Raw genomic sequence first — 24,440 nt, 5'->3', positions numbered from 1 at the left:
CGGCCGGCCGCGTTACCGTTGCCCCATACTTCCGCAGCACTTTTGAGGTTTTCTGATGAGCACTGTCCCCGCCAACTCCGCCAACCCCGCCAAGCGTGCACCCAGGCCGCACCGCCGTCCGAAGAAGGACCCCGCGCGGATCGTCGCGTTCCGCGCGCTGCGCGCCGTGGACGAGCGCGACGCCTACGCGAACCTGATTCTGCCCTCGCTGCTGCGCGAGGCCGAGCAGAAGGGGATGGACCGCCGGGACGCCGCGCTCGCCACCGAGCTGGTCTACGGCACGCTGCGCCTCCAGGGCAGCTATGACGCGATCATCGCCGCCTGCATCGACCGGCCGCTGCGCGAGGTCGACCCGCCGGTGCTGGACGTGCTCTCGCTCGGTGCGCACCAGCTGCTGGCCACCCGGATCCCCAGCCACGCGGCCGTCTCGGCGACCGTCGAGCTGGCCCGGGCGGTGCTCGGCGACGGCCGGGCGAAGTTCGTCAACGCGGTGCTGCGCCGGATCAGCGCACAGGACCTGGACGCCTGGCTCGCCCAGGTCGCGCCGCCGTACGAGGAGGACGCCGAGGACCACCTCGCGGTCGTCCACTCGCACCCGCGCTGGGTGGTCTCCGCGCTCTGGGACGCGCTCGGCCGCTGGCAGCCCGGCAGTGCCGGGCGGGCGGCGATCGAGGAGCTGCTGCGCGCCGACAACGAGCGGCCCGAGGTGACGCTGGTCGCCCGGCCCGGCCGGATCGGCACCGAGGAGCTCGCCGAGGCGCTGCCGGAGAGCTCGCCGGGCCGCTGGTCGCCGTACGCGGTCCGGCTCGCCGAGGGCGGCGACCCGGCCGGGGTCGCGGCGATCCAGCAGAACCAGGCCGGCGTCCAGGACGAGGGCAGCCAGCTCGTCGCCGTCGCGCTGGCCAACGCCCCGCTGGACGGTCCGGACCGGCTCTGGCTGGACGGCTGCGCCGGCCCCGGTGGCAAGGCCGCGCTGCTCGGCGCGCTCGCCGCCGGCCGCGGCGCGGCGCTGGTGGCCAGCGAGCGCCAGCCGCACCGGGCCCGGCTGGTGGCCCGCGCGCTGGACGGCAACCCCGGCCCGTACACGGTGATCACCGCGGACGGGACCAAGCCCGCCTGGCGGCCGGGCAGCTTCGACCGGGTGCTGGTGGACGTGCCCTGCTCGGGCCTGGGCGCGCTGCGCCGACGGCCGGAGGCGCGCTGGCGGCGCAGCCCGCAGGACGTGGCCGGCTTCGGCCCGTTGCAGCGGGATCTGCTGCGCTCGGCGATCGACTCGGTGCGGGTCGGCGGCGTGGTCGGCTACGCGACCTGCTCGCCGCACCTGGCGGAGACCCGCGCGGTGGTGGACGACGTGCTGCGCGGGCTGGCCAAGGGCGACGGCAACGGGGACGGCGCGGGCAGTGGTGTGAGCGGTGGCACGGCGGCCGTGGAGTGGGTGGACGCCCGTCCGCTGCTGCCGGGCGTGCCGGCGCTCGGCGACGGGCCGGACGTGCAGCTCTGGCCGCACCTGCACGGCACCGACGCGATGTACCTCGCGCTGCTGCGCCGCACGGCCTGAGCGCACGACTCCATAGCGGTCAGCCAGTGCCGCCGTCCGCCGCCTCCCCGCTCGGGTCCGTGGTCAACACGGCCGGGCGGGAGGTGCGTTGGGAGGCCGCCGTGACCCGGGTGCCGGGGTGGCGCAGCGCGCACAGGAACGCGACCGCGAGCGCCGCCGCCATGCCGAGCAGCACCGGGCGGTTGCCCTCGGCGAAGTCCCGCCGGATCGCGTCGAGCAGGCCGGGGCTGATCCCGGCCGGCGCGCCCTGGCCGCCGCCGTGGCCCGTGAGGCTCTGCGTGACGGTCTTGGCGGTCGCGTGCGCGGCCGCCGCCGGCAGCCCCTGCTGCTTCAGCGTGGCTTCGACCTTCGAGGTCGTGGTGTTCAGCAGGATAGTGCCGAGCACCGCCAGGCTGAGGCTGGCCGAGTAGTTGCGCACGGTCTGGGTGATCCCGGTGACCTCGCCGTACGAGGCGCCGATCGCCCGGTTGACGGCATCGGTCGAGGCAGGGGTGAGCAGCAGCCCGATGCCCACACCGCCCAGCACGATGTACGGCCACTGGGCGCCGAGCGACAGATCGGTGATCTTCGCCGCCCAGAGCGCGAAGCCGAGCGCGCCGATCGCGGTGCCCAGCAGCATCGGCGGCCGGGCGCCGCGCCGGTCCAGCATCCGGCCGCCGACCTGCGAGCCCGGTGCGAAGCCGAGGAAGAAGACCAGCAGGTAGGTGCCCGCCTGGTTGGGCGTGTAGCCGAGCGCCACCTGGGCGTAGACCGAGGCGAAGAAGAAGACCGGGACGAACGCCATCATCGCGAAGAACAGCACGGCGTTGTCCGCCGCGAAGGCCCGGTCCTTGAAGACCTGCATGGTGATCAGCGGGTCCGCGCTGCGCAGTTCGGCGAAGACGAAGAGCACCAGGACGAGCAGTCCGCCGCCGATGCAGAGCCAGGTCGTCGCGCTGCCCCAGCCCCAGCTGGACGCCTGCTGCAGCCCGAGCACACTCAGGCCCATGCCGACCGCGGCCAGCGCGGCGCCCGTCCAGTCGATCGGCTCGGGGCGCGGCGTGTTGCGGATCCTGGCCATCATCGTGAGCACGACCGCGACGATCGCGACCGGGATGTTGACCCAGAAGATCGCCCGCCAGGTCCAACTGGTCAGCCAGCCGCCGAGGATCGGGCCAATCGCGGTCAGGCCGCCGGCGACCCCGAAGAAGAGCGCCAGCGCGCGGCCGCGCCGCTCCAGCGGGAACACCTCGACGACGACCGCGAGCGCCGCCGGGAACATCAGCGCCGCACCGAGGCCCTGCACCGCGCGGAAGATGATCAGCCAGGCCTCCGCACCGCTGCCGGACGGCACCGCGCCGCACATCGCCGAGGCGATCACGAACGTCAGCGTGCCGATCAGCATCATCCGCCGGTGCCCGAGAATGTCGGCGAGGCGCCCGCCGAGCGCGAAGAACGCGGCGAGCGAGAGCAGGTAGGCGTTGACCACCCACTGCATCCCGGCCGAGGAGAGGCCCACCTCGTGGATGATGCTGGGGGCGGCGATGGAGACGATGGTCTGGTCGATGAACGTCATCGAGACGGCGAACATCATGCCCGCCAGCGTCAGCGACTGGCTCGCGGCGGCAGTGGGTGCGGATGCTGCGGAGGCCTTGTCGGATCCCACGGGTCCCTTCCCTTCCGGTTCGGGCGGGCGGGACGGCTGTGCGCCGCCCCGGGTACGGACTGACCCTGCCCGCGCCGAGTGTCGCAGCGGCGGCGCGCCGCGTCGATGTCATCCGCACGGCTGAATCCGCTGAATCCGCGTCACCGGGCCCGTGGGGGAGCGGCCCCCGCCGTCAGGGCAGCACGAGGACGGTGAGCAGCCGGTCCAGGTAGCGCTCGAAGGAGGACTGCAGGTCCGGTGTCGCTCCGGAGCCGCCGGCCAGCGTCGCGGACAGGTGGGGGTACTCGCCACTCATCGCGACGCCGGTCAGATACGTCATCAGGTCGCTGTGCCACTGCTGCGGATCGGCCGCGGCGGTGACGGTGGCCTGCTCCCAGTCGGCGAACTGGCAGACGAAGCCGGTGAGCAGCGCCAGCGACTCCATCTTCTGGCCGCTGCTCAGCTCGGTGCCGGCCAGGGCGCCGAGGAAGAACTCGGTGACCCGCAGGCTGTTCGGCCCGAACGAGGCGCGGGTGCGGATGACCGTCACCGCCCAGGCGTGCCTGCGCAGGATCGTGAGCTGCTGACGGGCGAGCAGCGTGAGGTCGGCGCGCCAGTCGCCGGACGAGGCGTCGGGCAGCTCGTACTCGGCGCAGACCGCGTCGAGCATCAGGTCGAACAACTGCTCCTTCTTCGGCACGTAGTTGTAGAGCGACATGGTGCCCGCGCCGAGTTCGGCGGCGATCCGGCGCATCGTCACGGCCTCCAGTCCCTCGGCGTCGGCCAGCGCGACCGCGGCCGCGGCGATCGAGGCGCGGCTGTGTGCGGGGCGCGGCCCGCGGCCGTGCCGCTCCGGGCGCAGCCAGATCAGCTCCGGGACGGCGTGGCTCTCGGCGGGGGTGGACGCATCTGCGGGGGGCTTGTTCGACGGCACTGAAAGATCACCTCGGTTCACATCTTAGCGACGTACGCCGTACGTAGTACGATTCTGGCAACAGCGCTTCTACGTACGAGGTACTTAGAAGCTCCGGAACAAGGAGGGCACAGCCATGTCCCGAGCAATCTCCCGAGCAACGTCCCGAGCAACGTCCCGGGCACAACTCGCCGTCTCGGCCACGGGCCTGGGCAAGCGCTACGGCAAGACCCAGGCGCTCGACGGGCTCGACCTGGCCGTCCCGGCCGGCACCGTCTACGGCCTGCTCGGCCCGAACGGCGCCGGCAAGACCACCGCCGTGCGGATCCTCGCCACACTCGCCACGCCCGACCGCGGCACCGCCACGGTCGCCGGCTACGACGTGGCCACCGAGCCGGAGCAGGTGCGTCGCAGCATCGGGCTGGCCGGCCAGCACGCCGCCGTGGACGAGGGCATCACCGGCCGGGAGAACCTCCGGCTCGTCGGGCGGTTCCACCACCTCGGCGGTCGCGAGGCGCGCCGGCGCAGTGACGAGCTGCTGGAGCGGTTCGGGCTGGCGGACGTCGCCGACCGGCTGGTCCGTACGTACTCCGGCGGCCAGCGGCGCCGGCTCGACCTGGTCGCCTGCCTGGTCACCCGGCCGCCGGTGCTGTTCCTGGACGAGCCGACCACCGGCCTCGACCCGCGCAGCCGTGGCGAGATCTGGGACGCGGTGCGAGAGTTGACCGGAACCGGGACGACGGTGCTGCTGACCACGCAGTACCTGGACGAGGCGGACCGGCTGGCCGACCACGTGCTGGTGATCGGCCAGGGGAGGGCCATCGCGGACGGTCCACCGGACCGGCTCAAGGCCTCGATCGGCGCCCGGGTCGAGGTCGCGGTGGCGGGCGCCGACGACCTGGCGGCGGCGCAGGCCGGGCTCGCCGCGCTCACCGGCGGGCGGCCGCAGACCGACCCGGACCGGCTGCTGGTCTCGGTCGTCTCCACACCGGGCCTGGAGGTCTCGCTGCCGCAGGTGGTGCGGGAGCTGGACGCGGTGGGGGTCGTGGTGCGGGACGTCGCGCTGCGCACGCCGACGCTGGACGACGTGTTCCTCGCCCTGACCAGCGGTGGCTCTGCGGCTACCGGTACGGGTACGGCTACGGCCGCGGCGGAGGTGGCGGCCTGATGTCCACGCTCGCGCTCGCCCCCGAGGTCCGCCGTCCGTCCGCGCGCCGTCCGTCCGCGCTGCGCCGGATCGGCGCCGATGCGGCCACCTCCGCCACCCGGGTGCTGCTGCACTACCGTCACTCGCCGGGCCTGGTCGCGGCCTCGCTGGCGGTGCCGGTGGTGATGGTCGTCGTCTTCGGCTACGTCTTCGGCAGCGCGATGTCCCTGCCCGGCGGGGGCAACTACCGCGCGTTCCTGATGCCGGGTCTGTTCGCCATGGTCGCCGTCAACGGGGTGATGCCCACCATGGTCGGCACCGCCCGCGACCTCGGCCGGGGCGCGGCCGACCGGATCCGCTCGATGCCCGTCTCCCGGGCCGGCGTGCTGCTCGGCACCACGCTCGCCGATCTGCTGGTCACCACGGTCGTGCTGGTCCCGCTGGTCGCGGTCGGCCTGGCGACGGGCTGGCGCGCGCACCGGGGCATCGCGGATGCGCTGGCCGGGTTCGGGTTGCTGTTGCTGTTCCGTTTCGTGATGACCTGGCTGGGGACCGTGCTCGGTCTGCTGGCCGGACGAGAGGAGGTGGCGGGACAGTTGGCCGTGCTGACGTTCCCGATCGCGATGATCACCAACACGTACGTGCCGACCGGCGGGATGCCCCCCTGGCTGCGGGTGGTCGCGGAGTGGAACCCGGTCAGCTCGGTGGTCGCCGGCTGCCGGCAGCTGTTCGGCAACCCGACCTCGGTGGGAACGGCCTGGCCGCTGCACCACCCGGTGGTGGCGACACTGGCCTGGTCGGCGCTGCTGCTGCTGATCTGCGCGCCGCTCGCGGTGCGGCGTTACGCGGCGCACGGCCGATGAGCCTTGCGGCAGCTTGAGTTGAGCCTTGCGGCAGTGTGAGTTGATGAGTGAGGCTGTGCTGTTATGGAGTACACCCACCTCGGCCGGACCGGCCTGCGCGTCTCCCGTCTCTGCCTCGGCACGATGAACTTCGGCCCGCACACCGAGGAGCCGGACGCCCACCAGATCATGGACACCGCCCACGACCAGGGCATCAACTTCTTCGATACGGCCAACGTCTACGGCTGGGCCGAGAACCGCGGCCGTACCGAGGAGATCATCGGCAACTGGTTCGCCCAGGGCGGCGGCCGCCGCGAGCGGACCGTGATCGCCACCAAGCTCTACGGTGAGATGGGGAGCTGGCCCAACGAGGGCAAGCTCTCCGCGCTCAACATCCGCCGCGCGGTGGACGCGAGCCTGCGCCGGCTGCAGACCGACTACATCGACCTCTACCAGATGCACCACATCGACCGGGCGACTCCGTGGGAGGAGATCTGGCAGGCGATGGAGGTGCTGGTCGCCCAGGGCAAGATCGTCTACGTCGGGTCCAGCAACTTCGCCGGCTGGCACCTGGCCCAGGCCCAGGAGGCCGCCCGGGCCCGCAACTTCCTCGGCCTGACCAGCGAGCAGTCGCTGTACAACCTGCTGGAGCGCAGCGTCGAGCGCGAGGTGCTGCCGGCCGCCCAGCACTACGGGCTCGGCGTGATCCCGTGGTCGCCGCTGCACGGCGGCCTGCTCGGCGGGGTGCTGCGCAAGGAGCGCGAGGGCGTCCGGCGCACCTCGGGCCGGGCCGCCGAGACGCTGGCGGCCAAGCGCGAGCAGCTCCAGGCGTACGAGGACCTCGCCGCCGAGCTCGGCCACGAGCCCGGTGACATCGCGCTCGCCTGGCTGCTCACCCGGCCCGCGGTCACCGCGCCGATCGTCGGCCCGCGCACGCTGGAGCAGCTGCACGCGGCGGTGCGGGCGCTGGACGTGACGCTCGACCAGAAGACGCTGGACCGGCTGGACGAGATCTTCCCGGGCCACCGGCCGGCGCCGGAGGACTACGCCTGGTGAGTCGGCTCGGCTGAGCCTGGCCTGGACGCCTGGACGGACTGCGTGGCATCACGCAGTCCGTCCAGGCCAGACGCGTTGCTCAGCCTCAGCCTCAGCCGCGCTCGCGCCGGTCGCCGCGGGCCAGTCGGCGCAACCGGTTCAGCGCACCGGCGGCTGCGTGCTGCTCGGCCGAGGCGCGGTCCAGCTCCTCCATCAGCCGGCGCGAGCGGTGTTCGAGGTTCAGCTCGTCCAGGATCCGGTCGACCTCCGCGAGCAGCGAGCCGTGCAGCTGCCAGGCCTCCGGGTACGCCTGCACCCGGCGCAGCAGCAGCTGGGCGACCTCCTCCCGGCTGACCCAGGCGGCGTCGAGCTCCGACGTCAGGCGCTCCTCGGCGTCCTCGGCGTCCTGGCTGACCTGAGTGGTGACCAGGACGGCGAAGCTGACCAGTGCGCTGCCGACGTGCCCGAGCAGCTCCTCGAGCGCCCGTGCGACCTCCGCCGGGAAGAGCCGCTCACCCGGATCGCGCCGCTTGGCGAGGTCGGTGATCGAGCGGGCCAGCACCCGGATCACGACCACGCAGATCTCCAGCGTGTCCAGCCCGGTGCGCAGCACCAGCCGGGAGAGCAGGCCCTCGCTGATCCGCGGGTTGAGCCGCAGGCTGTCCTCCGCCTGCCGCAGCGCCGCGTCGACCTCGGCGATCGCCTGGTCGAGGTCGCGCGCCTCGTGCAGCCGGGCGGCCGCCCGTTCGACCGGGGTCGGCCCGCCGAGCTCCTCGCCGATGCTCCGCAGCAGGCCGCGGGCCCGCCTGGCCAGGTCCTCGATCGACTCGCCCGCGGTGTCCACCCAGACCGGAGGCGCGAAGAGCAGGTTGAAGAGCAGCCCGACCACGGCCCCGATCAGCGTCTCCAGCACCCGGTCCCAGGCCTGCGAGGCGAGCCGGGTGACGCCGAGCACCAGCATGGCGCTGATCGCGACCTCGTTGACGAACTCGTCCACCCGGACGAACCGTCCGATGATCAGCGAGGCCAGGATGATCAGCCCCAGGCTCCACCAGGACAGCCCGACCACCGAGCTGAACCCGATCGCGATCACCACCCCGACGACCACCGAGGTGACTCGGCGGACGCTGGTGGTGATCGTCGAGTAGACGGTCACCTGGACGACCAGAAGCGCGGTGAGCGGTGCGGTCAGCGGCGCCGGCTGGCTGCTCAGGTGGACGGCGACGGCATAGGCGAGGGTGGCCGCCGCGGTCGCGCGGACGGTCTGCGAGACGGTGGGGTCCTTGCGGGCGCGGTCGAGCAGGTCGGTCGCCGCGGCGGGGAGGGCGGGCATCGGTCCTCTCTACCGTGGCGCGGTGGGTCCCGGGGGCGCGCTGCGGCAGCGGCGCGCGTGGTTCACCCGTTTGCCCTTCGCGGGATGACGGTGCGTGAGATGGTCGCGGACGCCGGCGCGCCCGTGTCGGAGCGCTATGACGTGCTGGTCTTCGAGTGCGGGAGTGGGGCGGCCGGCCGCTGAGTCACCGGGTCACTGGTTTCACTGGCTCATCGGCTCACTGGCGGCATTGCGAGCGGGTTGATCGGCATCTGCTCGCGACAGATCGCCGCGATCGGCTTCAAGGTGGCCGTCAGGCCGTCGAGTTCGTCGTGTGACAGGCCCTCCCACGCGCGCCCGGCGGCCAGGTCGGTGGCGGCCTCGATGGATCGGTGCCGGATCCGGCCGAGCTCGGTGACCGTCGCCGCGCCCGTCCGCTGCGCCGTCAGCCAGCCCCGCTCGGCCAGCCGCGCCGCCGCTGCGTCCCACTCCTCGTCCGTCCATCCGCGCAGTGGCTGGAGCACCTCGCGGCCGGCGTCCAGCGCGCAGTGGAGGACCGGCGCCTCGCAGCCGTCCAGCCCGGCCGCGACCAGCGCGGCCACGTGGCCGTCCCCGCGGTGCTCGCGCAGCACGGTCGCGGCCTGCCACAGGCGTCCGTACACGTCCGCGGGCCTGGGGAGCGCGGCGTTGGCGGCGGCCAGCACCCGGCCGGCGAAGTCCAGCCGGGCCACCGCCGCCTCCAGCGCGGTCGCCGCCGCCTCGACCTGCTCGGGCTTCACCGGCGTCAGCAGCCGGGCCAGCACCGCCGCGGAGCTCTCGGTCCGGGCGGCCAGCGCCTGCTCGGGGCTCGCGCGCGTCCACACGTCCGGCAGGGCGCGCTCGACCATCGCCGGGGAGAAGCTGAAGAACGCGGCGGTCACCGGCGGTGCGTCCACCGCGCCCAGCGGAGCCGAGCGGCCGGCGAAGTAGCCGCGCCAGCCACCGTCCAGCCCGGCGGCCTCGAAGGCCGCCCGGCTCTCGGGCTGGAGGAAGGTGACGGCGTACACCGGCTCGAAGAGCCACCAGAGCGCGCGGGCGGGGTGGACGGGATCGGACATCGGGAGACCTTCCTGGCACGGGTGGTTGGTACTGGTGCGGGTGGCTGCTCAAGTGCTGATGACCATGGCAGCCGCCCCGGTAACCCGGGCCGGGGTGTGATGACGGTCACCCGGTGGTGACAGCGTGCGGTTGCCGGTGACGCGGCGCGGGATGATGGGATGAGGTGCCCGCTCCCCGCGGCGCCCCAGTCCTCGCACGAAGGTAGTCGGTCATGGCCCAGATCAACCCCAGCATCCTGTCCGCGGACTTCGCGCGTCTCGCCCAGGAGGCCGAGGCCGTGCGGGGGGCCGACTGGCTGCACGTCGATGTGATGGACAACCACTTCGTGCCGAACCTGACCCTCGGCGTCCCGGTCGTCGAGTCGCTGGCCCGGGCCACCGACACCCCGCTGGACTGCCACCTGATGATCGAGCAGCCCGACCGCTGGGCCCCGCAGTACGTCGAGGCCGGCGCGGGCTCGGTCACCTTCCACGTCGAGGCCGCGGCGGCGCCGGTCCGGCTGGCCCGGGAGATCCGCGCCAAGGGCGCCCGCGCCTCGATGGCGCTCAAGCCGGCCACCCCGATCGAGCCGTACGAGGACCTGCTGCCCGAGCTGGACATGCTGCTGATCATGACGGTCGAGCCCGGCTTCGGCGGCCAGTCCTTCCTGGACATCATGCTGCCCAAGATCCGCCGGACCCGGGAGCTGATCGCCAAGCACGGCCTGGAGCTGTGGCTCCAGGTGGACGGCGGCGTCTCGGCGAGCACGATCGAGCGCTGCGCCGAGGCCGGCGCCGACGTCTTCGTGGCCGGCTCGGCCGTCTACGGCGCCTCCGACCCGGCCGAGGCCGTCCGCGCGCTGCGTGCCCAGGCCGACGCCGCCACCGCCACCGCGGCCTGGGCGTGCGCGCACTGACCGGATGCCAAGTGGCCGGATATCAAGTGGCCGGACATCAAGTGACCGGGTATCAGGCGCCGGTCACGGCACCGGCGCCGTGAGTCGGTACCGTGGCCGGGTGAGCAACCTTGATCTCAAGCCCGCCGCGACCCTGTGCGGCGGCGACGCCAGCGCCGGTCCGGTCCGCGATCTGCTGACCGGCCGGACCGTGCAGCTCGGCGAGAGCACCGAAGTCCGTCGCCTGCTGCCCAACCTCGGGCGACGCATGGTCGGCGCCTGGTGCTTCGTCGACCACTACGGCCCCGACGACATCGCCGACGAGCCCGGCATGCAGGTCCCGCCGCACCCGCACACCGGCCTGCAGACCGTCAGCTGGCTGCACGACGGCGAGGTGCTGCACCGCGACAGCCTCGGCAGCCTGCAGACCGTCCGGCCGCGCGAGCTCGGCCTGATGACCTCCGGCCACGGCATCTCGCACTCCGAGGAGTCCCCTCGCGAGCACGCCCGCCTGCTGCACGGCGCCCAGCTCTGGGTGGCCCTGCCGGACGCCCACCGGCACACCGCCCCGACCTTCGAACACCACGCCACCCTCCCCGAGATCACCGCCGCCGGCCTGCACGGCACGGTCATCCTCGGCGAGGTGGACGGCGCCGCCTCCCCGGGCACCACGTACAGCCCGCTCGTCGGCGTTGACCTGACCCTGCACGAGGGCAGCACCGCCAAGCTGCCCTTGGAGCCGGACTTCGAGTACGCGGCGCTCGCCATAAGCGGCAGCGTCGACGTGGACGGCGTCCGCGTCGAGCCCGGCTCGATCCTCTACCTCGGCTGCGGCCGCCGCGAACTCCCGCTGCTCGCCCGGACCGACAGCTCCCTGCTGCTGCTCGGCGGTGAGCCGTTCGAGGAGCAGATCCTGATGTGGTGGAACTTCCTCGGCCGCACCGACGAGGACGTCAGGCAGGCACGCGAGGAGTGGATGACCGGCACCCGCTTCGGCGAGGTGCACGGCTACGACGGCGACCGGCTGGGCGCTCCGACGCTGCCGTCGGTGCCCCTCAAGCCGCGGGGTCGGGCGCGCTGACCTGGGATTTCGCCGCGACGGGACAATGACGCGCATGGACATCGGCATGGCACGGGGTGTGGCGGCGGACTGGGTCGAGCGGGAAGGCCGCCGGTACGAGGGCTACCGCGGTGCGTACTTCAGCGGATCGACGGTGGACCTCGCTCCGGACGCGGTGCTGCCGGTCGGCACTGACGTGGACGTCATGCTCGTCACCGACAGGCCCACCGCAGGGCTGAAGCTCGGCAAGTTCGAGCAGCGAGGCGTGCTGCTGGAGGTCACCTACCAGCCCTGGGGCGAGATCTGGCCGGCCCCGTCGGCGCTGGCGAACTACCACCTCGCCGCAGGGTTGAGCCACGACACCGTCATCGACGACCCGACGGGCGAGCTGCGCGAGCTGCAGGCGGAGGTCGCGCGCTCGTTCGCCGACGAGGCGTGGGTGCGGCGCCGCTGCGAGAACGTCCACCGGAAGATCGAGACCGCCCTGTCGTCCCGCGACACCTCGGCGCCCTGGCACGACCAGGTGACGAGCTGGCTCTTCCCGACCGGCGTCACCACACACCTCCTGCTGGTCGCGGCCCTGCGGAACCCGACGGTGCGGCTGCGCTACCTGCGGGCCCGCAAGGTCCTCGCCGACTACGGTCTGATCGATCGCTACCCTGATCTGCTGCGACTGACGGGCTGTCAGAACCTCACGGCTGAGCGGGTCAAGCAGCACGTCGATGCCCTGGCGCGGACCTTCGACGAGGCGGCGGCCGTGGCCAGGACTCCGTTCTTCTTCAGTTCCGACATCACGCCCGCTGCCAGGCCGATCGCCATCGACGCGAGTTACGAGCTCGCGCGCCGAGGCGACCATCGGGAGGCGGTGTTCTGGATCGCGGCGACCTTCGCCCGCTGCCACAAGATCCTGGCCGCCGACGCCCCGGACCGCGAAGCCGCGCTTCGGCCCGCCTTCGCCGAGCTCCTCGCCGATCTCGGCATCACCTCCACGAGCGACCTGATCGCCCGCGCGAAGGAGACGATCGCGGCGCTGCCCATGGTGTGGCAGACGGCGCAGGGGATCATCACCGCCAACCGCGGCATCACCCGCGACTGAACCGCGCTGCTGCCCCCGGATCCGGCCCCGGATCCCGGCCAGCCGTGTGCGCGATTCTGTTCACGACTGTTGACTGTTGCTCATTTTCGCTCCATCTTTAGCACGTTCGAACATGTCTCTCCGTCGACTCGGCCCAGGGCGCCCGCCCGTGGGTCGTAGGCGCCTGCTCGATCACTTGCTGGAGGCCCTGATGCCGGAAACCCATCCCTCGCGCAGAGCGCTGTTGCGCGGTGCAGCCGCCCTCGGGGCGATGCTGGCGGCGTCGGCAGCGCCGACGTTCACTCCGCGTGCCGCAGCGGCGAACCCGTCCGCCGCGAGGGCGGCGGTTCCGGTGCCGGCGGATCAGGCGACGGTGCTCTGGTACGCCTCGCCGGGCACCGAGTCCAAGCTGATGGCGACCGGGCTGCCGGTCGGCAACGGCCGGATCGGCGCCCTGCTCACCGGCGACCCCGGGTACGAGGCCTACTACGTGACCGACGTGAGCTTCTGGGAGGGCACGGCCAACGCATCCCTCGACTCCGGCGGGCAGTTCCCCTACGACGCCACCGACTTCGGCACGCAGCAGCTGCTCGCCAAGGCGTATTTGAGCGTTCCCGCCCACTCGGGCTCCGCCGTCAGCGGCTACCGGCGGCAGCTGGACCTGAGCAACGGCCTTGCATCGGCGTCCTACCAGGTCGGCGGTGTCAGCTACCGACGTGACGTCTGGGCGAGCCATCCGGACGACGTGATCGTCATCCACCTGAGCCAGAGTGGCGGCGGCAGCTACACCGGTTCCCTCAGCCTGAACGGAACCCACGCCGAGGGCACCACCGTGAACCCCGGATCGGCCGGGGCATCGTTCACCGGTACGCTCGCCAACGGCCTGGCCTACGCGGCACTGGTCCAGGCGACCGGCACCGGCGGCGCGATCAGCGCCTCGGGGACGGCGGTGACCTTCACCGACTGCACCGACGTCCTGCTCGTCATCAGCGGCGGCACCAACTACTCCCCGACAGCGGCGGGGTTCATGGACCCGGCCATCGCACCGGCGAAGGTGGCCGCGAACCAGGCATCCCGAGCCGTCGGCCTCGGCGGGTCGGCACTGCTCGGAAACCACCTCGCCGACTACCAGCCGCTGCAGCAGGCGATGACGCTCGACCTCGGCCGCTCGAGTGCCGCGCAGCGAGCTCTGCCGACCGATCGGCGACTGACCGCAGCGTACGCATCCGGTGCCGCACCGGACCCGGAACTGCACGCCGCCTACGTACAGTTCGGCCGGTATCTGATGATCAGCGGCTCCCGCATCAGCCTGCCGATCAACCTCCAGGGACCGTGGCAGCTGGACAACTCGCCCGACTGGATGAGCGATTACCACACCGACATCAACGTCCAGATGGTCTACTGGCTCCCGGACCGGGCCGGTCTGCCGTCCTGCTACCAGGCCTTCGCCGACTACTGCGTCAACCAGCTGCCGCAGTGGGAGGAGCACACTCGGGCGCTGTTCAACTCCGCCGCCAACGGGTTCCGCAACTCCTCTGGCCGGATAGCGGGTTGGACCGTCGCGATCTCCGCCAACATCTACGGCGGCCTCGGCTGGTGGTGGCACCCGGCGGGCAACGCCTGGCTGTGCAACGAGCTGTACGCCCACTACGAGTACGCGCAGGACCCCGCGTACCTCGCGAAGATCTACCCGCTGCTCAAGGGCGCGTGCCAGTTCTGGGAGGCGCGGCTGATCACCGCCACCTACACGGACGCGGCCGGAGTGGCCCACACCGTGCTGGTCGATGACGCGGACTGGTCACCCGAGCACGGCCCGACGAACGCGCTCGGCATCAGCTACGCGCAGGAGCTGGTCTGGCAACTCTTCGGGAACTACCAGGCCGCGGCCGCCCTCCTCGGCCGGGACGCAGCCTATGCCGCGACCGTCGGCGGGCTGCGCAGTCAGCTCTACCTGCCGCAGGTCAGCAACGTGACCGGCTGGCTGGAGGAGTGGATGACACCGCAGAACCTGGACACCGACGACATCACCCACCGCCACCTGTCGCCGCTGGCCGGGCTGTTCCCGGGGGACCGGATCACCGCCGACCAGAGCCCGGCGGAGCTGCTCACCGGTGTCACCGAGCTGCTGACCGCGCGCGGCATGACCAGCTACGGCTGGGGCGTCGCCTGGCGCTCGATCTGCTGGTCGCGGCTGAAGAACCCGGCGAACGCCTACCAGTGCTTCGTCAACGGCCTCACCCCCTCGGTGAACGGCTCGACCGGGACCGCGGGGAACTTCCTCGACATCTACGGCGGGCAGGTCTTCCAGATCGACGCCAACATGGGCCTGCCCGCCGCCGTGATCGAGATGCTGGTCTACTGCCGGCCCGGCCTGCTCCAGTTGCTCCCGGCGCTGCCGTCGGCCTGGTCGGCCTCCGGCAGTGTCAGCGGAGTCGGCGTCCGCGGCGGCTTCACCGTCGACCTCGCCTGGAGCGCGGGGCAGGTGACCTCGTTCACCCTGCACAACATCGGCCCGGCCAGTGCCACCACCACGGTGGTATCGGGCGCGTGGAGCAGGCAGGTGACCGTTGCGCCCGGACAGTCGGCGACGTTCGACAGGTTCGTCCTGGTCAACCGCGCCAGCGGCAAGGCCATCGACGACCCCGGGGCCTCGGGCGCCGCCGGGGCGGGGCTGATCCAGTACTCGCCCGACGGCGGGTCCAACCAGTCGTGGCTGCTGCAACCCGTCGGGCCGGGTGTCTTCACGCTCGTCAACGCAGCCTCCGGTCTGGCGATGGACGTGTTCGGCGGCTCGACGTCGGACGGCGCCGCGATCGTCCAGTGGACCCCGACCGGGGCGACCAACCAGCAGTGGACCCTGAAGGACGCGGGCGACGGCTACGTCAACCTGGTGAGCGTCCGGAGCCGGAAGCTGGTCGGCGTCGTCGGGTCCTCGACGGCCGACCTCGCCGGCCTTGAGCAGGAGACCAGCACCGGTGCTGCCGACCAGCAGTGGCGACTGGTCCTCGCCTGAGCCGGACCGGGGCTGGGCGATGGCGAGGGTGAGGGCGAGGGTGGCCGCGGCCGGCAACGCGACCCGGGAACCGGGCGGCGCCAACCGCGGCCACCCTCGCTACGGAGCGTCGGCCGTGGCGGAGCGCTCGGGCCCGTCGGGCTAGGACGGTTGGCTGCTCGCGTTGACGAAGGTGTAGAGCTCCACGATGACGCCGTCCTTGCAGCGGGCGATGTCCATTCCGGTCACGACGGGGGGTTGGCCGGCGGGGCCGAGATGGAAGCCGAGGTGGCCGAGGTCGTCGTTGACGGAGACTGGGCCGTCGGGCCGGTAGACCCAGTCCGGGGTCTGCGCACGCAGCTCCACAGCGCGCCGGGCGAGCGCCTCGCGGCCTCGGATGACGCGGTCGGGTTCGTGCCAGACGACGTCCTGGGCGTAGGTCAGTGCGATGGCCGCGTTGCGGCGCTCGGGGTCCGGTTCGTTGAAGACGTCGAGGAGGTTGCGGCGCATCAGGTCGGCGACGGCGCTGTTCATGGGCGGTCCTCCGGGTTGGCTTGCAGGGTGGGTTGTGGTCCCGGCCGCCAGTCTCACGCACCCTGGTGCGCCGAAGGCGGCGGCTCACGGCGGCTCCGCGAAAACCCGTTGGGCGGACTGCCGGGGCCACTGCTAACCTTCCGGAGGCCGTGCGAGAGAACGAGGAGGTGGTACCCGTGAACGCAGTATCGACATGGGTGCTCTCCTCCGGGGTCACGGTCGGGCGATAGGTCGTCCGGGAGCGCCGTCTTTGAGCACTCCCGAAAGGCACGACCATGCACGTCACTTCTGAAAAGCGCCTTGACGACGGCGTCTTCGAACGTGAGTTCACCCTCGATGAGATCCCCGGCATCCTGTGGACGCCGGAATCCGCATCCGCAGCCGCACCGGTGCCGCTGATCCTGCTCGGCCACCCTCCGCTCGGGCTGCGCAAGATGTACCCCCGGCTGGTCGGGCGGGCCCGGCAGGCCGTGGCGCAGGGCTTCGCAGCGGCCACCATCGAGCTCCCCGGGAGCGGGGAGCGGCCGCGTTGGCCCGCCGTCGAGCAGGCCCGCGCCGACCTGCGGCGGGTGATGCAGGCCGGTGAGCCGGTCAGCGACGAGATCGTCGACGCCCTCATCCTTCCGCTGGTCGACAAGGCGGTCCCGGAATGGCAGGCCGCCCTGGACGCCCTCCTCGCGCTGCCCGAGATCGGCGGCCCGGTCGGGTGCTCGGGGGGAGTGATCTCGATCGGGATCCGGCTGGCGGTGGTCGAGCCGCGCATCGCGGCCGCCGGTCTGTTCGCCGGTAGTTTCGTGCCGCGCGCCATGTTCGAGGAGGCTCGGCAGGTCACCATTCCGCTGCACGTTCTGCTGCAGTGGGACGACGAGGGGAACGACCGGCAGGCGGCCCTGGACCTGTTCGACGCCTTCGGCTCCAAGGAGAAGACCTTGCAGGCCAACATGGGCGGGCACACCGGCGTCCCGCAGTTCGCGGGGGAGTCCGCGAACGGATTCTTCGCCCGCCACCTGCGCTAGCCAGGAGCTGCACAACCACCCCGGCCGGCCGGTACCAGCCAGTACCGGCCGGCCGGGCCGGTAACTCGCGGCGATGACTCGGGGTGATGATTCGGTGGAGCCCTAGACGTGCCGGCGCGCCGTGCCGACGAAGGCGTCGATGAAGTCGCGAGTCGCGTCCCGTCGGGTGACGACGTCGGGGCGGTCCGCTGCGCGGTCGATCTTGCCGACTGCGGTGAAGGCGTCGACCGCGACGGTGACGAGTTCGGGTTCGTCGGTGATGAGTTGGACCTGGAAGAGGGCGTGCTGGGTGCTGGAGCAGCTCGAAGGAGCGCCTGCGGATGGCGACCGCGTCGTCGGCGTCCTGGCCCTCGTGCTCGCAGAACCAGTGGTGCAGCATCGCCTGGCGGAATTCGACGAGCAGGCCGGCGTACGTGCCGTAGGCGTTCAGCCGCTCCTGACGCAGCCGCTCGCTGTGGCTGTTCTGTTCCGTGCGCCGTGCGGAGCGCTGCTGGAAGACGTGCGTCACCGTCGAGCCCAGCAGCGTGCCGAGGACCGCGATGACGCTCGTGACTATGGCATTCATGGGGCACCATGCAACCAGACCACCGGTACGGCTCTCCGCGGCCCGGAGCGCGGCGTGGGTCAGGGCGTGGGTCAGGGCGGGCAGGGGCGGGTCTCGGTCCAGTCGACGATCAGGCGGCGTTCGGCGAAGAACCACGCGCCGTCCTGTTTGACGAACTCGTCGAGGTAGCGGATGGACGCGATCATGATGGTGCGCTCGGCGTCCTCCCCGCGGGAGATGTGGTGGGCCAGACAGTAGCTCTCGCCGCTGGCCCGGTCGCCGTCCAGGGAGACGGTGCTCTGGCCGTTGAAGTGGGTGGTGGTCCGGTAGGTGTTCAGGTTGGCGAAGACCGGGGCGAGGGCCGCGCGACCGTGGAGCTCCTGCGTCGGTTCGGCCGCGGTGGCGTCCATGTGGACCGCGAAGCGGGTGTCCTCGGTGAAGAGGGCCATCTGGCCCTCGACGTCCCGGCGGTCGGCGCAGTGGGCGTAGGCATCGACGAGCTCGCGGATGGCCAGCCGGTCGGTGGCTTCCTCGGGTGGGAGCGACGGGTGGGCGGACATGGCGGCTCCTGTGGGGGTTCAGCTGCGTAGCGTCTTCATGGCCGTCGCCCATGACTCCAGTTGTTCGAACAGCTTGGTGGCCCCGGCGTCGTGGTGGGCTGCGGGCTTGAAGAGCGAGAGGTTCTCGAAGTCGGTGAACAGGGAGAAGGCCAACTGCTGGTTTACGTGCGCAAGTTGGACGGCGCTGGCGACGCTGCGCAGGTGCTCGGCGGCGCGGATGCCGCCGACGGTGCCGTAGGAGACGATGGCGGCGGCCTTGTTGTTCCACTCCGCGTAGGCGAAGTCGAGCGCGTTCTTCAGCACGGCGGGCATCGAGTGGTTGTACTCGGGAGTGATGAAGACGTAGCCGTCGAATTCGGCGACCTTGGCGGCCCAGGCCTTGGTGTGCTCGCCCTGGTACCGGCCCATCGAGGGTGGCAGGGGCTCGTCCATGAAGGGCAGGGGCCAGTCGGCGAGGTCGATCAGCTCGTACTCGGCGTCGGTGCGGGCGCCCGCGTGGTCGCAGATCCAGTCGGCGACGGCCTTGCCGTTGCGACCGGGGCGGGTGCTGCCGAGGATCACGGCGATCTTGAGAGTGCTCATGATGTTCGCTCCTTGCGCCTCGACAACACGGTAGGAGACGCCCCGGCCGGGCGCACGCGTTGGCGGGCGCGGGGTGGGGTGGGCGCGGGCCGGGCGGGCTCGTCGTACCGGGCGGCGGACCGGCGATCTACCATGAAACACAAGGTCTTCTCGATCCCCGCACATGGCAGGGAGGCCGGCATGGAGTTCGGTAGCGCGTTCGGCAACGGATCCGGGCAAGGGGACGGCTCGGGCTATCTGCCGATCTCCGAGCACGGCCTGATCGGCGATCTCCGCACCGCCGCGCTCGTCGGGACCAACGGCACCATCGACTGGTACTGCTGCCCGCGCTTCGATGCACCGAGCGTGTTCGCGTCGATCCTCGACGCCGACCGGGGCGGATCGTTCGAGCTGGCCGCCGACGTGCCGACGCGGACGCGGCAGTTCTACTTCCCCGACACCAACGTGCTGATCACGAGGTTCTACGCGGCCGACGGGGTGGCGGAGATCCAGGACTTCATGCCGGTCACCGACGAGTCGCGCGAGGTGGACCGGCACCGCCTGATCCGGCGGGTGGTGTGCGTGCGGGGCACCCTGCCGTTCGCCGCGCGGGTGGCGCCCCGGTTCGGCTACGGGGCCGAGAAGCACACCGTGCACGCGCAGTCCCACGAAGCCCTCTTCGAGTCACCGTCGCTCTCACTGGCGCTGACTTCCACCGCGCCGCTGGAGTGCGACGGCACGGACGTGTGGTCGCACTTCAAGCTCCTCGAAGGCGAGTCCGTGGTGTTCGCCCTCGACCAGGTCAGCGATGAGGTCCACCCCCGGGCGTGTCCGCACGCCGAGGCGCGGGAGCAGGCCGAGGCGACGGTGCGGTTCTGGCGCCACTGGCTGGCCCGCTCGCGCTACCGCGGCCGGTGGCGGGAGATGGTGCAGCGCTCCGCGCTGGTGCTGAAGCTGCTCACCTACGCGCCGACGGGTGCGATCGTGGCCGCACCGACGACCAGCCTGCCCGAGTGGGTCGGCGGCGAGCGCAACTGGGACTACCGGTACGTGTGGGTGCGCGACGCCGCGTTCTGCGTCTACGCCATGCTCCGCCTGGGCTTCACCTCGGAGGCCGAGGCGTTCATGGGGTTCCTGTCCGAGCGGGGCATCATGCGGGGCAACGGCCCCACCGGCCCACTGCAGATCATGTACGGCATCGACGGGCGCAGTGACCTGCCCGAGTACGAACTGTCCCACCTCGCAGGGCACTTGGGATCCGCTCCGGTGCGGGTGGGAAACGCCGCCACCAAGCAGCTCCAGCTGGACATCTACGGAGCGCTGATCGATTCCATCTACCTGTACGACAAGTGGGGCCAGCCGATCAGCAGCGATCGCTGGGACGAGGTCGGCGCCGTGGTGGACTGGCTCTGCGACAACTGGGACCAGCCCGACGAGGGCATCTGGGAGATCCGGGGCGGCCGGCGGAACTTCGTCTACTCCCGGCTGATGTGCTGGGTGGCGATCGAACGGGCCATCCGGATGGCCAACCGGCGCGGCCTGCCGGCCGATCTTCCCCGCTGGCAGCAGAGCCGGGACGCGATCTACCGGCAGATCATGCGGCAGGGCTGGTCGGACCGGCGCGGGGCGTTCGTCCAGGGGCTGGGCGACGACGTGCTCGATGCCTCGGTGCTGATGATGCCGATGGCCAAGTTCATCTCGCCCACCGACCCCAAGTGGCTCTCCACCTTGGAGGCGCTCGGCACGGATCTGGTCTCCGACTCGCTGGTCTACCGCTACGACCCGCAGACCAGCCCGGACGGCCTGCGGGGCTCGGAGGGCACGTTCTCGATCTGCTCGTTCTGGTACGTCGAGGCGCTCGCCCGCGCCGGGCGGCTGGAGGAGGCCCGGCTGGCCTTCGAGAAGATGCTCACCTACGCCAACCACCTCGGCCTCTACGCCGAGGAGATCGGCCGGACCGGGGAACAACTCGGGAACTTCCCGCAGGCGTTCACCCATCTCTCGCTGATCAGCGCGGCCTTCAACCTCGACCGAGCGCTCGGCTGAGCGCTCGGCTGATCCGCACCGCCGACCGCCAGTGCCGACCGCCGGTGCCGGTCATCAGCGCCGGCCATCAGCCGGACGGAGGTGCCGTCGGGGACGACACCTCTCATGCCTGGCACTCGCCACTCGCCACTCGCCGGCGTGCCGGCTACAGGAAGGCGGCCATCTGGTCGCCCTTGGTGTCCTTGTTGGAGACCAGCAGGGAGAGCAGCGCCGCGCCGACCGCGACGGCCGCGCTGATCAGGAAGACGGTGTGCAGGCCGCTGAGGAAGGTGTCGTGCGCGGCGCGGGTCACCGTGTCGGAGAACTGCTTCACCTGACCTGCCGACATGCCCGAGTCCTGGAGCTTCTTCTGCAGTGCCTGCTGCGCGCTGGGCGGAAAGCCGAGCTCGATGAGGCTGTGCACCTGCTTGTCGTTCGCCAGCTGGTTGACCGCGGGCCCGCCCGAACCGCCGAAGGCGTCGTGCAGCCGCTGGGCGAACCGGGTGTCCACCAGTGCGGCGAGGATCGCGCCGAAGACCGCCGTACCGAGCAGGCTGCCGAGCTGTGACATGGACTGCTGCATGCCGGAGGCCGTACCGGCCTTGTTCACCGGCGCGCTGCCGACGATCGCCTGGGTGGCCGCGACCATCATGAAGCCGACACCGATGCCGCCGAGGACCAGCGGCGGCCCGACGGTCAGCAGCGCGGAGTGGGCGTCCAGTCGCAGCAACAGCAGGGAGGTACCGGCGATGCACAGCGCACCGAAGGCCAGCGACTGCTTGACGCCGAACCTGTCGACGGCCCAACCGCCCAGCGGCGCCGAGACGATGAACGTCAGCGTCAGTGGCAGCAGCGCAATGGAGGCGGACATCGGGCTCTTGCCCTGCATGCCCTGGAGGAAGAAGTTGAGGTAGTAGATGATCGCGTAGAACGCGAACATCGTCACCACCATCAGCAGGCATCCGACGGACAGCGAGCGGATCCGGAACAGCTCCAGCGGCACCATCGGGTAGCGGCGCTTGCGCTGGACCACGACGAACGTGATCAGCAGCAGCACGCCCAGCCCGAGGTACCCGAGCGTGCGGCCGGAGGCCCAGCCGTCCTCCTGACCGTGGGTCAGCGCCCAGACCACGCTGACGATGGCGAGCGTGAGACTCACGCCGCCCGGCAGGTCGAGCGGTTGCGGCTCCGGCTGCCGGGACTCACGGACGAAGAAGGCGGCCATGATGACGCTGAGCACGCCGAACGGCAGGTTGATCAGGAACACCCACTGCCAGGTGAGGTGCTGCACCATCACGCCGCCCAGCAGCGGTCCGCCGGCCAGCGAGATCGCGGTGACACCGCTGAACAGGCCGATCGCGGTGGCCAGTTTGTCCGCCGGGAACGCGGCCTTGATGACCGCCAGCGCGGCCGGGATGAGCATCGCGCCGAAGACGCCCTGGACGACGCGGGCGGTGATCAGCATCCCGATCGAGCCGGACAGCGCGCACAGGACCGAGGCGGCGGTGAAGCCGACCAGGCCGATCAGCAGGCCCTTCTTGCGGCCGATCCGGTCGACCAGCGTGCCGGCCGGGATCAACAGGCCTGCCAGGACGAGGAGATAGCCCGTCATCACCCACTGGAGGCTGTCGAGGCCCGCGTTGAGGCTCTTCGCGATCGCCGGGTTCGCGACCACGACCACGGTGCCGTCGAGCTGCACCATCATGATGCCCACGCCAACCGTGGCGAGGCTTAACCAGGCCGCTTTGGGCGTCTTGCCCGAACTCGCGGCCGGCACGGCGGCCAGGGGTGGGGAATCGTCGGGTGCCATGGTTGACTTGCTTGCTTCAGTCATGATGGATTCCTTGTGCAGTAGGTGACCGTGCCGGACAACGGGCAGGGTCTACCGGCCGGGTGTGGGGTGCGGAAGCGGGCATGCTTCGGGCACGGTGCGGCCACCCCGGGTGCCGGCGGTTCCCTCGGGAGGGGTAGGCCCCGGAGAGCGGGGGTCTCTCCGGGGCCCGCTTGAACCGGTACCGATGAGTCGCCTTGGAACGGCTCCCCGGTACCGCGACTGTGGTCAGCGCCGCGCTGACGTTCCCGTCAGGCGCTGCGCCGGATGATGACGTCGCCGACCGTGGTGCTGGCGACGACCTTGACGGTCTGATCGGACGGATCGGGACCGTCGATCGGGGTCAGGAAGTTGTGGATGCTGCCGGAGACGGACCGGACGTCGAGCAGCGCGGCGCTCTCGGGCGCGACGCCGATCTCGACCTGCCCGATCGAGGTGCCGAGGATGACCGAGCCGCGGCTCACACTGCCGACCCGGACGTCGCCGTTGGCCGCCTTGGCCTCCAGCGCGTCCCGCGCCTTGTCGACGATGATCGAGCCGTTGGAGCTCTTCAGGACCGCGGCGTCAACGGCCTCGCGGATCCGCACGGTGCCGGATCCGGTGGTGGCCTCGACCGGGCCGCGGGCACGGTCCACGCTGATGTCGCCGACGCCGGTGGTCAGCACGAGCCGTCCGGTCTCCTCCAGCTCGATGTTGCCGGTGGAGCTCTTGATCCGGACGCCGTCGAGCCGGCCGCTGCCGTAGAACCCCGCCTCGCGGGCGTTCGCCCAGAGCTCGGAGTGGTCGGGCAGTTCGATCGTCACGTCGATCGAGCCGAGCCGGTTGAACAGGCCGCGCTGCCGCGGCCCTCTGAGCAGCAGCTTCTGGTCGGCGAACTCGACGACGGTCTGTTCGGCGGCCTTGACGTCGGCGTCGTTCTGCGGGTCGGTCGGGGTGACTTCGACGACGGTGTCACGACGCTGCTCGGCGTACAGCCGGACATGCCCGATGCCGAGTTCCATGGTCACGGCAACCGGTAGTGGCGTCTCGAAAACAGGCATGACTGCACTCCGTGCTGGGGCGGCTGAGCGTCCCCGATCGTGGACGGACGGATGGTGCACGGCCTCGCGCGCGGGCCGACCAGGACCGGACCGGCCCGTGGGGCCGGACGTGGGGCCGGACGGCGCTAGCGGACCCAGCCCGTGTAGCGCTGGACCTGGCGCAGCGCCCCGCTGCGCGGAGCCCGCCGCTCGGGGCGGCCCTGCTCGTCGCTCTCGAGCGTCGCGGAGACCGCCCGGATCAGCCAGGCGTTCACCGACAGCCGTTCCCGGCCGGCGGCGTCCTCGATTCTGGTCTTGAGGTACTCGGGTGGCCGGAAGTTGATGCGGGCGGTGCCGCCGCTCCCCTCGCCGGTCACCGACACGGGCATGCTCGGCGTGGCCGCCGCCCCGTTCGCGCGGACCTGCTCGAACTCCTCGCCCTCGGGCTCGTCCTCGTACGCCCGCTCCTCGGGGGGCAGCGTGATGACGAAGCTCGGATCGAGTCCGCGCAGTCGGAGTTCGACCGATCCGGGCACGAGCTCCCGGGTGATCTCGCCCGCGGCGTCCGACAACACTTCCAGCAGCGTCAGCTGGAAAGCCGACGAGAGCTGGGTCGCCAGCCGCTCGGCGAGGAGGCGGCCTTCCTTGCCCTCCGCCTCGGCGGCGACCGAGATCTCGCGCCGCAGGTTGTCGAGGTACCGCGTCAGATCCATGGCACCACTATGGCACCGCTTTGGCTCCAGTGCAAGGTCTTCCCCCATTTGGCGGGGTTTTGGGGCGGATTGCCTGGTCAGGGCGGGGTTGTCGGAGCGGGCCGGGG

At 71.5% G+C, this 24,440-nt stretch carries 20 protein-coding genes; 10 read left to right on the top strand and 10 right to left on the bottom strand.

What is annotated here, in order from left to right; all coding sequences use genetic code 11:
• The first annotated feature begins 55 nt into the window (after window positions 1-55).
• The gene (locus AC060L_RS04360; RefSeq protein WP_483797083.1) at window positions 56-1,558 is read left to right on the top strand and encodes an RsmB/NOP family class I SAM-dependent RNA methyltransferase; all 1,503 of its coding nucleotides are present in this window, start codon (window positions 56-58) and stop codon (window positions 1,556-1,558) included.
• A gap of 19 nt (window positions 1,559-1,577) precedes the next feature.
• Here AC060L_RS04360 and AC060L_RS04355 read toward each other — a convergent pair whose 3' ends face one another.
• Together AC060L_RS04355 and AC060L_RS04350 are read right to left on the bottom strand one after the other, a co-directional pair.
• The gene (locus tag AC060L_RS04355) at window positions 1,578-3,131 is read right to left on the bottom strand and encodes an MFS transporter (protein WP_483797426.1); all 1,554 of its coding nucleotides are present in this window, start codon (window positions 3,129-3,131) and stop codon (window positions 1,578-1,580) included.
• A gap of 244 nt (window positions 3,132-3,375) precedes the next feature.
• Window positions 3,376-4,116, bottom strand: a complete 741-nt coding sequence (locus AC060L_RS04350; protein ID WP_483797082.1) for a TetR/AcrR family transcriptional regulator — start codon at window positions 4,114-4,116, stop codon at window positions 3,376-3,378.
• Window positions 4,117-4,231: 115 nt separating this feature from the next.
• Between AC060L_RS04350 and AC060L_RS04345 the strand changes: the two genes are divergently transcribed.
• The 3 genes from AC060L_RS04345 (at window position 4,232) to AC060L_RS04335 (ending at window position 7,140) form a co-directional block, all read left to right on the top strand.
• Entirely contained in the window at window positions 4,232-5,263 is a 1,032-nt protein-coding gene (locus AC060L_RS04345) for an ATP-binding cassette domain-containing protein (protein ID WP_483797081.1), read from the top strand.
• Window positions 5,263-6,105: an ABC transporter permease gene (locus tag AC060L_RS04340; RefSeq protein ID WP_483797080.1), complete on the top strand. Its 843-nt coding sequence runs from the start codon at window positions 5,263-5,265 to the stop codon at window positions 6,103-6,105. The genes AC060L_RS04345 and AC060L_RS04340 overlap by 1 nt, the downstream gene beginning before the upstream one ends.
• A gap of 63 nt (window positions 6,106-6,168) precedes the next feature.
• Window positions 6,169-7,140, top strand: coding sequence for an aldo/keto reductase (locus AC060L_RS04335; protein ID WP_483797079.1), 972 nt, complete (start codon window positions 6,169-6,171; stop codon window positions 7,138-7,140).
• Between the two features lie 91 nt (window positions 7,141-7,231).
• Here the strand turns inward: AC060L_RS04335 and AC060L_RS04330 are convergent, their stop codons facing one another.
• Window positions 7,232-8,452, bottom strand: a complete 1,221-nt coding sequence (locus AC060L_RS04330; protein WP_483797077.1) for an FUSC family protein — start codon at window positions 8,450-8,452, stop codon at window positions 7,232-7,234.
• A 209-nt stretch (window positions 8,453-8,661) separates the two neighbouring features.
• Window positions 8,662-9,528 carry an SCO6745 family protein gene (locus AC060L_RS04325; protein ID WP_483797076.1) on the bottom strand — a complete coding sequence of 289 codons (867 nt, stop codon included), beginning with the start codon at window positions 9,526-9,528 and terminating at the stop codon, window positions 8,662-8,664.
• 212 nt (window positions 9,529-9,740) lie between these two features.
• On the opposite strand from AC060L_RS04325, the gene rpe reads away from it, so the two are divergent.
• The 4 genes from rpe (at window position 9,741) to AC060L_RS04305 (ending at window position 15,551) form a co-directional block, all read left to right on the top strand.
• Window positions 9,741-10,424 (top strand): ribulose-phosphate 3-epimerase, encoded by a 684-nt coding sequence (rpe, locus tag AC060L_RS04320; RefSeq protein ID WP_483797075.1) that lies wholly within the window; start codon window positions 9,741-9,743, stop codon window positions 10,422-10,424.
• 100 nt (window positions 10,425-10,524) lie between these two features.
• Complete coding sequence (locus AC060L_RS04315; RefSeq protein WP_483797074.1) at window positions 10,525-11,484, top strand: pirin family protein; 960 nt, start codon at window positions 10,525-10,527, stop codon at window positions 11,482-11,484.
• Between the two features lie 34 nt (window positions 11,485-11,518).
• Window positions 11,519-12,559, top strand: coding sequence for a hypothetical protein (locus AC060L_RS04310; RefSeq protein ID WP_483797073.1), 1,041 nt, complete (start codon window positions 11,519-11,521; stop codon window positions 12,557-12,559).
• 190 nt (window positions 12,560-12,749) lie between these two features.
• Window positions 12,750-15,551 carry a glycosyl hydrolase family 95 catalytic domain-containing protein gene (locus AC060L_RS04305; RefSeq protein WP_483797072.1) on the top strand — a complete coding sequence of 934 codons (2,802 nt, stop codon included), beginning with the start codon at window positions 12,750-12,752 and terminating at the stop codon, window positions 15,549-15,551.
• A gap of 141 nt (window positions 15,552-15,692) precedes the next feature.
• On the opposite strand, the gene AC060L_RS04300 is transcribed toward AC060L_RS04305, so the two are convergent.
• Window positions 15,693-16,064, bottom strand: a complete 372-nt coding sequence (locus AC060L_RS04300; protein ID WP_483797071.1) for a nuclear transport factor 2 family protein — start codon at window positions 16,062-16,064, stop codon at window positions 15,693-15,695.
• A gap of 275 nt (window positions 16,065-16,339) precedes the next feature.
• Here AC060L_RS04300 and AC060L_RS04295 point away from each other — a divergent pair, with 275 nt between their 5' ends.
• Complete coding sequence (locus tag AC060L_RS04295; protein ID WP_483797070.1) at window positions 16,340-17,080, top strand: dienelactone hydrolase family protein; 741 nt, start codon at window positions 16,340-16,342, stop codon at window positions 17,078-17,080.
• Window positions 17,081-17,716: 636 nt separating this feature from the next.
• Here AC060L_RS04295 and AC060L_RS04290 read toward each other — a convergent pair.
• Together AC060L_RS04290 and AC060L_RS04285 are read right to left on the bottom strand one after the other, a co-directional pair.
• Window positions 17,717-18,184, bottom strand: a complete 468-nt coding sequence (locus AC060L_RS04290) for a nuclear transport factor 2 family protein (protein WP_483797069.1) — start codon at window positions 18,182-18,184, stop codon at window positions 17,717-17,719.
• 18 nt (window positions 18,185-18,202) lie between these two features.
• Window positions 18,203-18,766 carry an NADPH-dependent FMN reductase gene (locus AC060L_RS04285; RefSeq protein WP_483797068.1) on the bottom strand — a complete coding sequence of 188 codons (564 nt, stop codon included), beginning with the start codon at window positions 18,764-18,766 and terminating at the stop codon, window positions 18,203-18,205.
• Between the two features lie 180 nt (window positions 18,767-18,946).
• On the opposite strand from AC060L_RS04285, the gene AC060L_RS04280 reads away from it, so the two are divergent.
• Complete coding sequence (locus AC060L_RS04280; protein WP_483797067.1) at window positions 18,947-20,791, top strand: glycoside hydrolase family 15 protein; 1,845 nt, start codon at window positions 18,947-18,949, stop codon at window positions 20,789-20,791.
• 145 nt (window positions 20,792-20,936) lie between these two features.
• Here AC060L_RS04280 and AC060L_RS04275 read toward each other — a convergent pair whose 3' ends face one another.
• From AC060L_RS04275 to AC060L_RS04265, 3 genes are all read right to left on the bottom strand, one after another.
• Complete coding sequence (locus tag AC060L_RS04275) at window positions 20,937-22,604, bottom strand: MFS transporter (RefSeq protein WP_483797066.1); 1,668 nt, start codon at window positions 22,602-22,604, stop codon at window positions 20,937-20,939.
• 248 nt (window positions 22,605-22,852) lie between these two features.
• Entirely contained in the window at window positions 22,853-23,641 is a 789-nt protein-coding gene (locus AC060L_RS04270) for a DUF4097 family beta strand repeat-containing protein (RefSeq protein WP_483797065.1), read from the bottom strand.
• A 125-nt stretch (window positions 23,642-23,766) separates the two neighbouring features.
• Window positions 23,767-24,333, bottom strand: a complete 567-nt coding sequence (locus tag AC060L_RS04265) for a hypothetical protein (RefSeq protein WP_483797064.1) — start codon at window positions 24,331-24,333, stop codon at window positions 23,767-23,769.
• Between the last annotated feature and the right edge of the window lie 107 nt (window positions 24,334-24,440).

This window comes from Kitasatospora sp. NEAU-69 (assembly GCF_057158765.1).
The sequence above is the reverse complement of the archived record's forward strand: the minus strand, read 5'-3'. Positions and strand labels throughout refer to the sequence as shown.

What these genes read in the sequence shown, in the direction of transcription:
- AC060L_RS04360 (WP_483797083.1), top strand. Translation starts at nt 56, where the DNA reads ATGAGCACTGTCCCCGCCAACTCCGCCAACCCCGCCAAGCGTGCACCC.
- AC060L_RS04355 (WP_483797426.1), bottom strand. Translation starts at nt 3,131, where the DNA reads ATGATGTTCGCCGTCTCGATGACGTTCATCGACCAGACCATCGTCTCC.
- AC060L_RS04345 (WP_483797081.1), top strand. Translation starts at nt 4,232, where the DNA reads ATGTCCCGAGCAATCTCCCGAGCAACGTCCCGAGCAACGTCCCGGGCA.
- AC060L_RS04340 (WP_483797080.1), top strand. Translation starts at nt 5,263, where the DNA reads ATGTCCACGCTCGCGCTCGCCCCCGAGGTCCGCCGTCCGTCCGCGCGC.
- AC060L_RS04335 (WP_483797079.1), top strand. Translation starts at nt 6,169, where the DNA reads ATGGAGTACACCCACCTCGGCCGGACCGGCCTGCGCGTCTCCCGTCTC.
- AC060L_RS04330 (WP_483797077.1), bottom strand. Translation starts at nt 8,452, where the DNA reads ATGCCCGCCCTCCCCGCCGCGGCGACCGACCTGCTCGACCGCGCCCGC.
- AC060L_RS04325 (WP_483797076.1), bottom strand. Translation starts at nt 9,528, where the DNA reads ATGTCCGATCCCGTCCACCCCGCCCGCGCGCTCTGGTGGCTCTTCGAG.
- rpe (WP_483797075.1), top strand. Translation starts at nt 9,741, where the DNA reads ATGGCCCAGATCAACCCCAGCATCCTGTCCGCGGACTTCGCGCGTCTC.
- AC060L_RS04310 (WP_483797073.1), top strand. Translation starts at nt 11,519, where the DNA reads ATGGACATCGGCATGGCACGGGGTGTGGCGGCGGACTGGGTCGAGCGG.
- AC060L_RS04305 (WP_483797072.1), top strand. Translation starts at nt 12,750, where the DNA reads ATGCCGGAAACCCATCCCTCGCGCAGAGCGCTGTTGCGCGGTGCAGCC.
- AC060L_RS04300 (WP_483797071.1), bottom strand. Translation starts at nt 16,064, where the DNA reads ATGAACAGCGCCGTCGCCGACCTGATGCGCCGCAACCTCCTCGACGTC.
- AC060L_RS04295 (WP_483797070.1), top strand. Translation starts at nt 16,340, where the DNA reads ATGCACGTCACTTCTGAAAAGCGCCTTGACGACGGCGTCTTCGAACGT.
- AC060L_RS04290 (WP_483797069.1), bottom strand. Translation starts at nt 18,184, where the DNA reads ATGTCCGCCCACCCGTCGCTCCCACCCGAGGAAGCCACCGACCGGCTG.
- AC060L_RS04285 (WP_483797068.1), bottom strand. Translation starts at nt 18,766, where the DNA reads ATGAGCACTCTCAAGATCGCCGTGATCCTCGGCAGCACCCGCCCCGGT.
- AC060L_RS04280 (WP_483797067.1), top strand. Translation starts at nt 18,947, where the DNA reads ATGGAGTTCGGTAGCGCGTTCGGCAACGGATCCGGGCAAGGGGACGGC.
- AC060L_RS04275 (WP_483797066.1), bottom strand. Translation starts at nt 22,604, where the DNA reads ATGACTGAAGCAAGCAAGTCAACCATGGCACCCGACGATTCCCCACCC.
- AC060L_RS04270 (WP_483797065.1), bottom strand. Translation starts at nt 23,641, where the DNA reads ATGCCTGTTTTCGAGACGCCACTACCGGTTGCCGTGACCATGGAACTC.
- AC060L_RS04265 (WP_483797064.1), bottom strand. Translation starts at nt 24,333, where the DNA reads ATGGATCTGACGCGGTACCTCGACAACCTGCGGCGCGAGATCTCGGTC.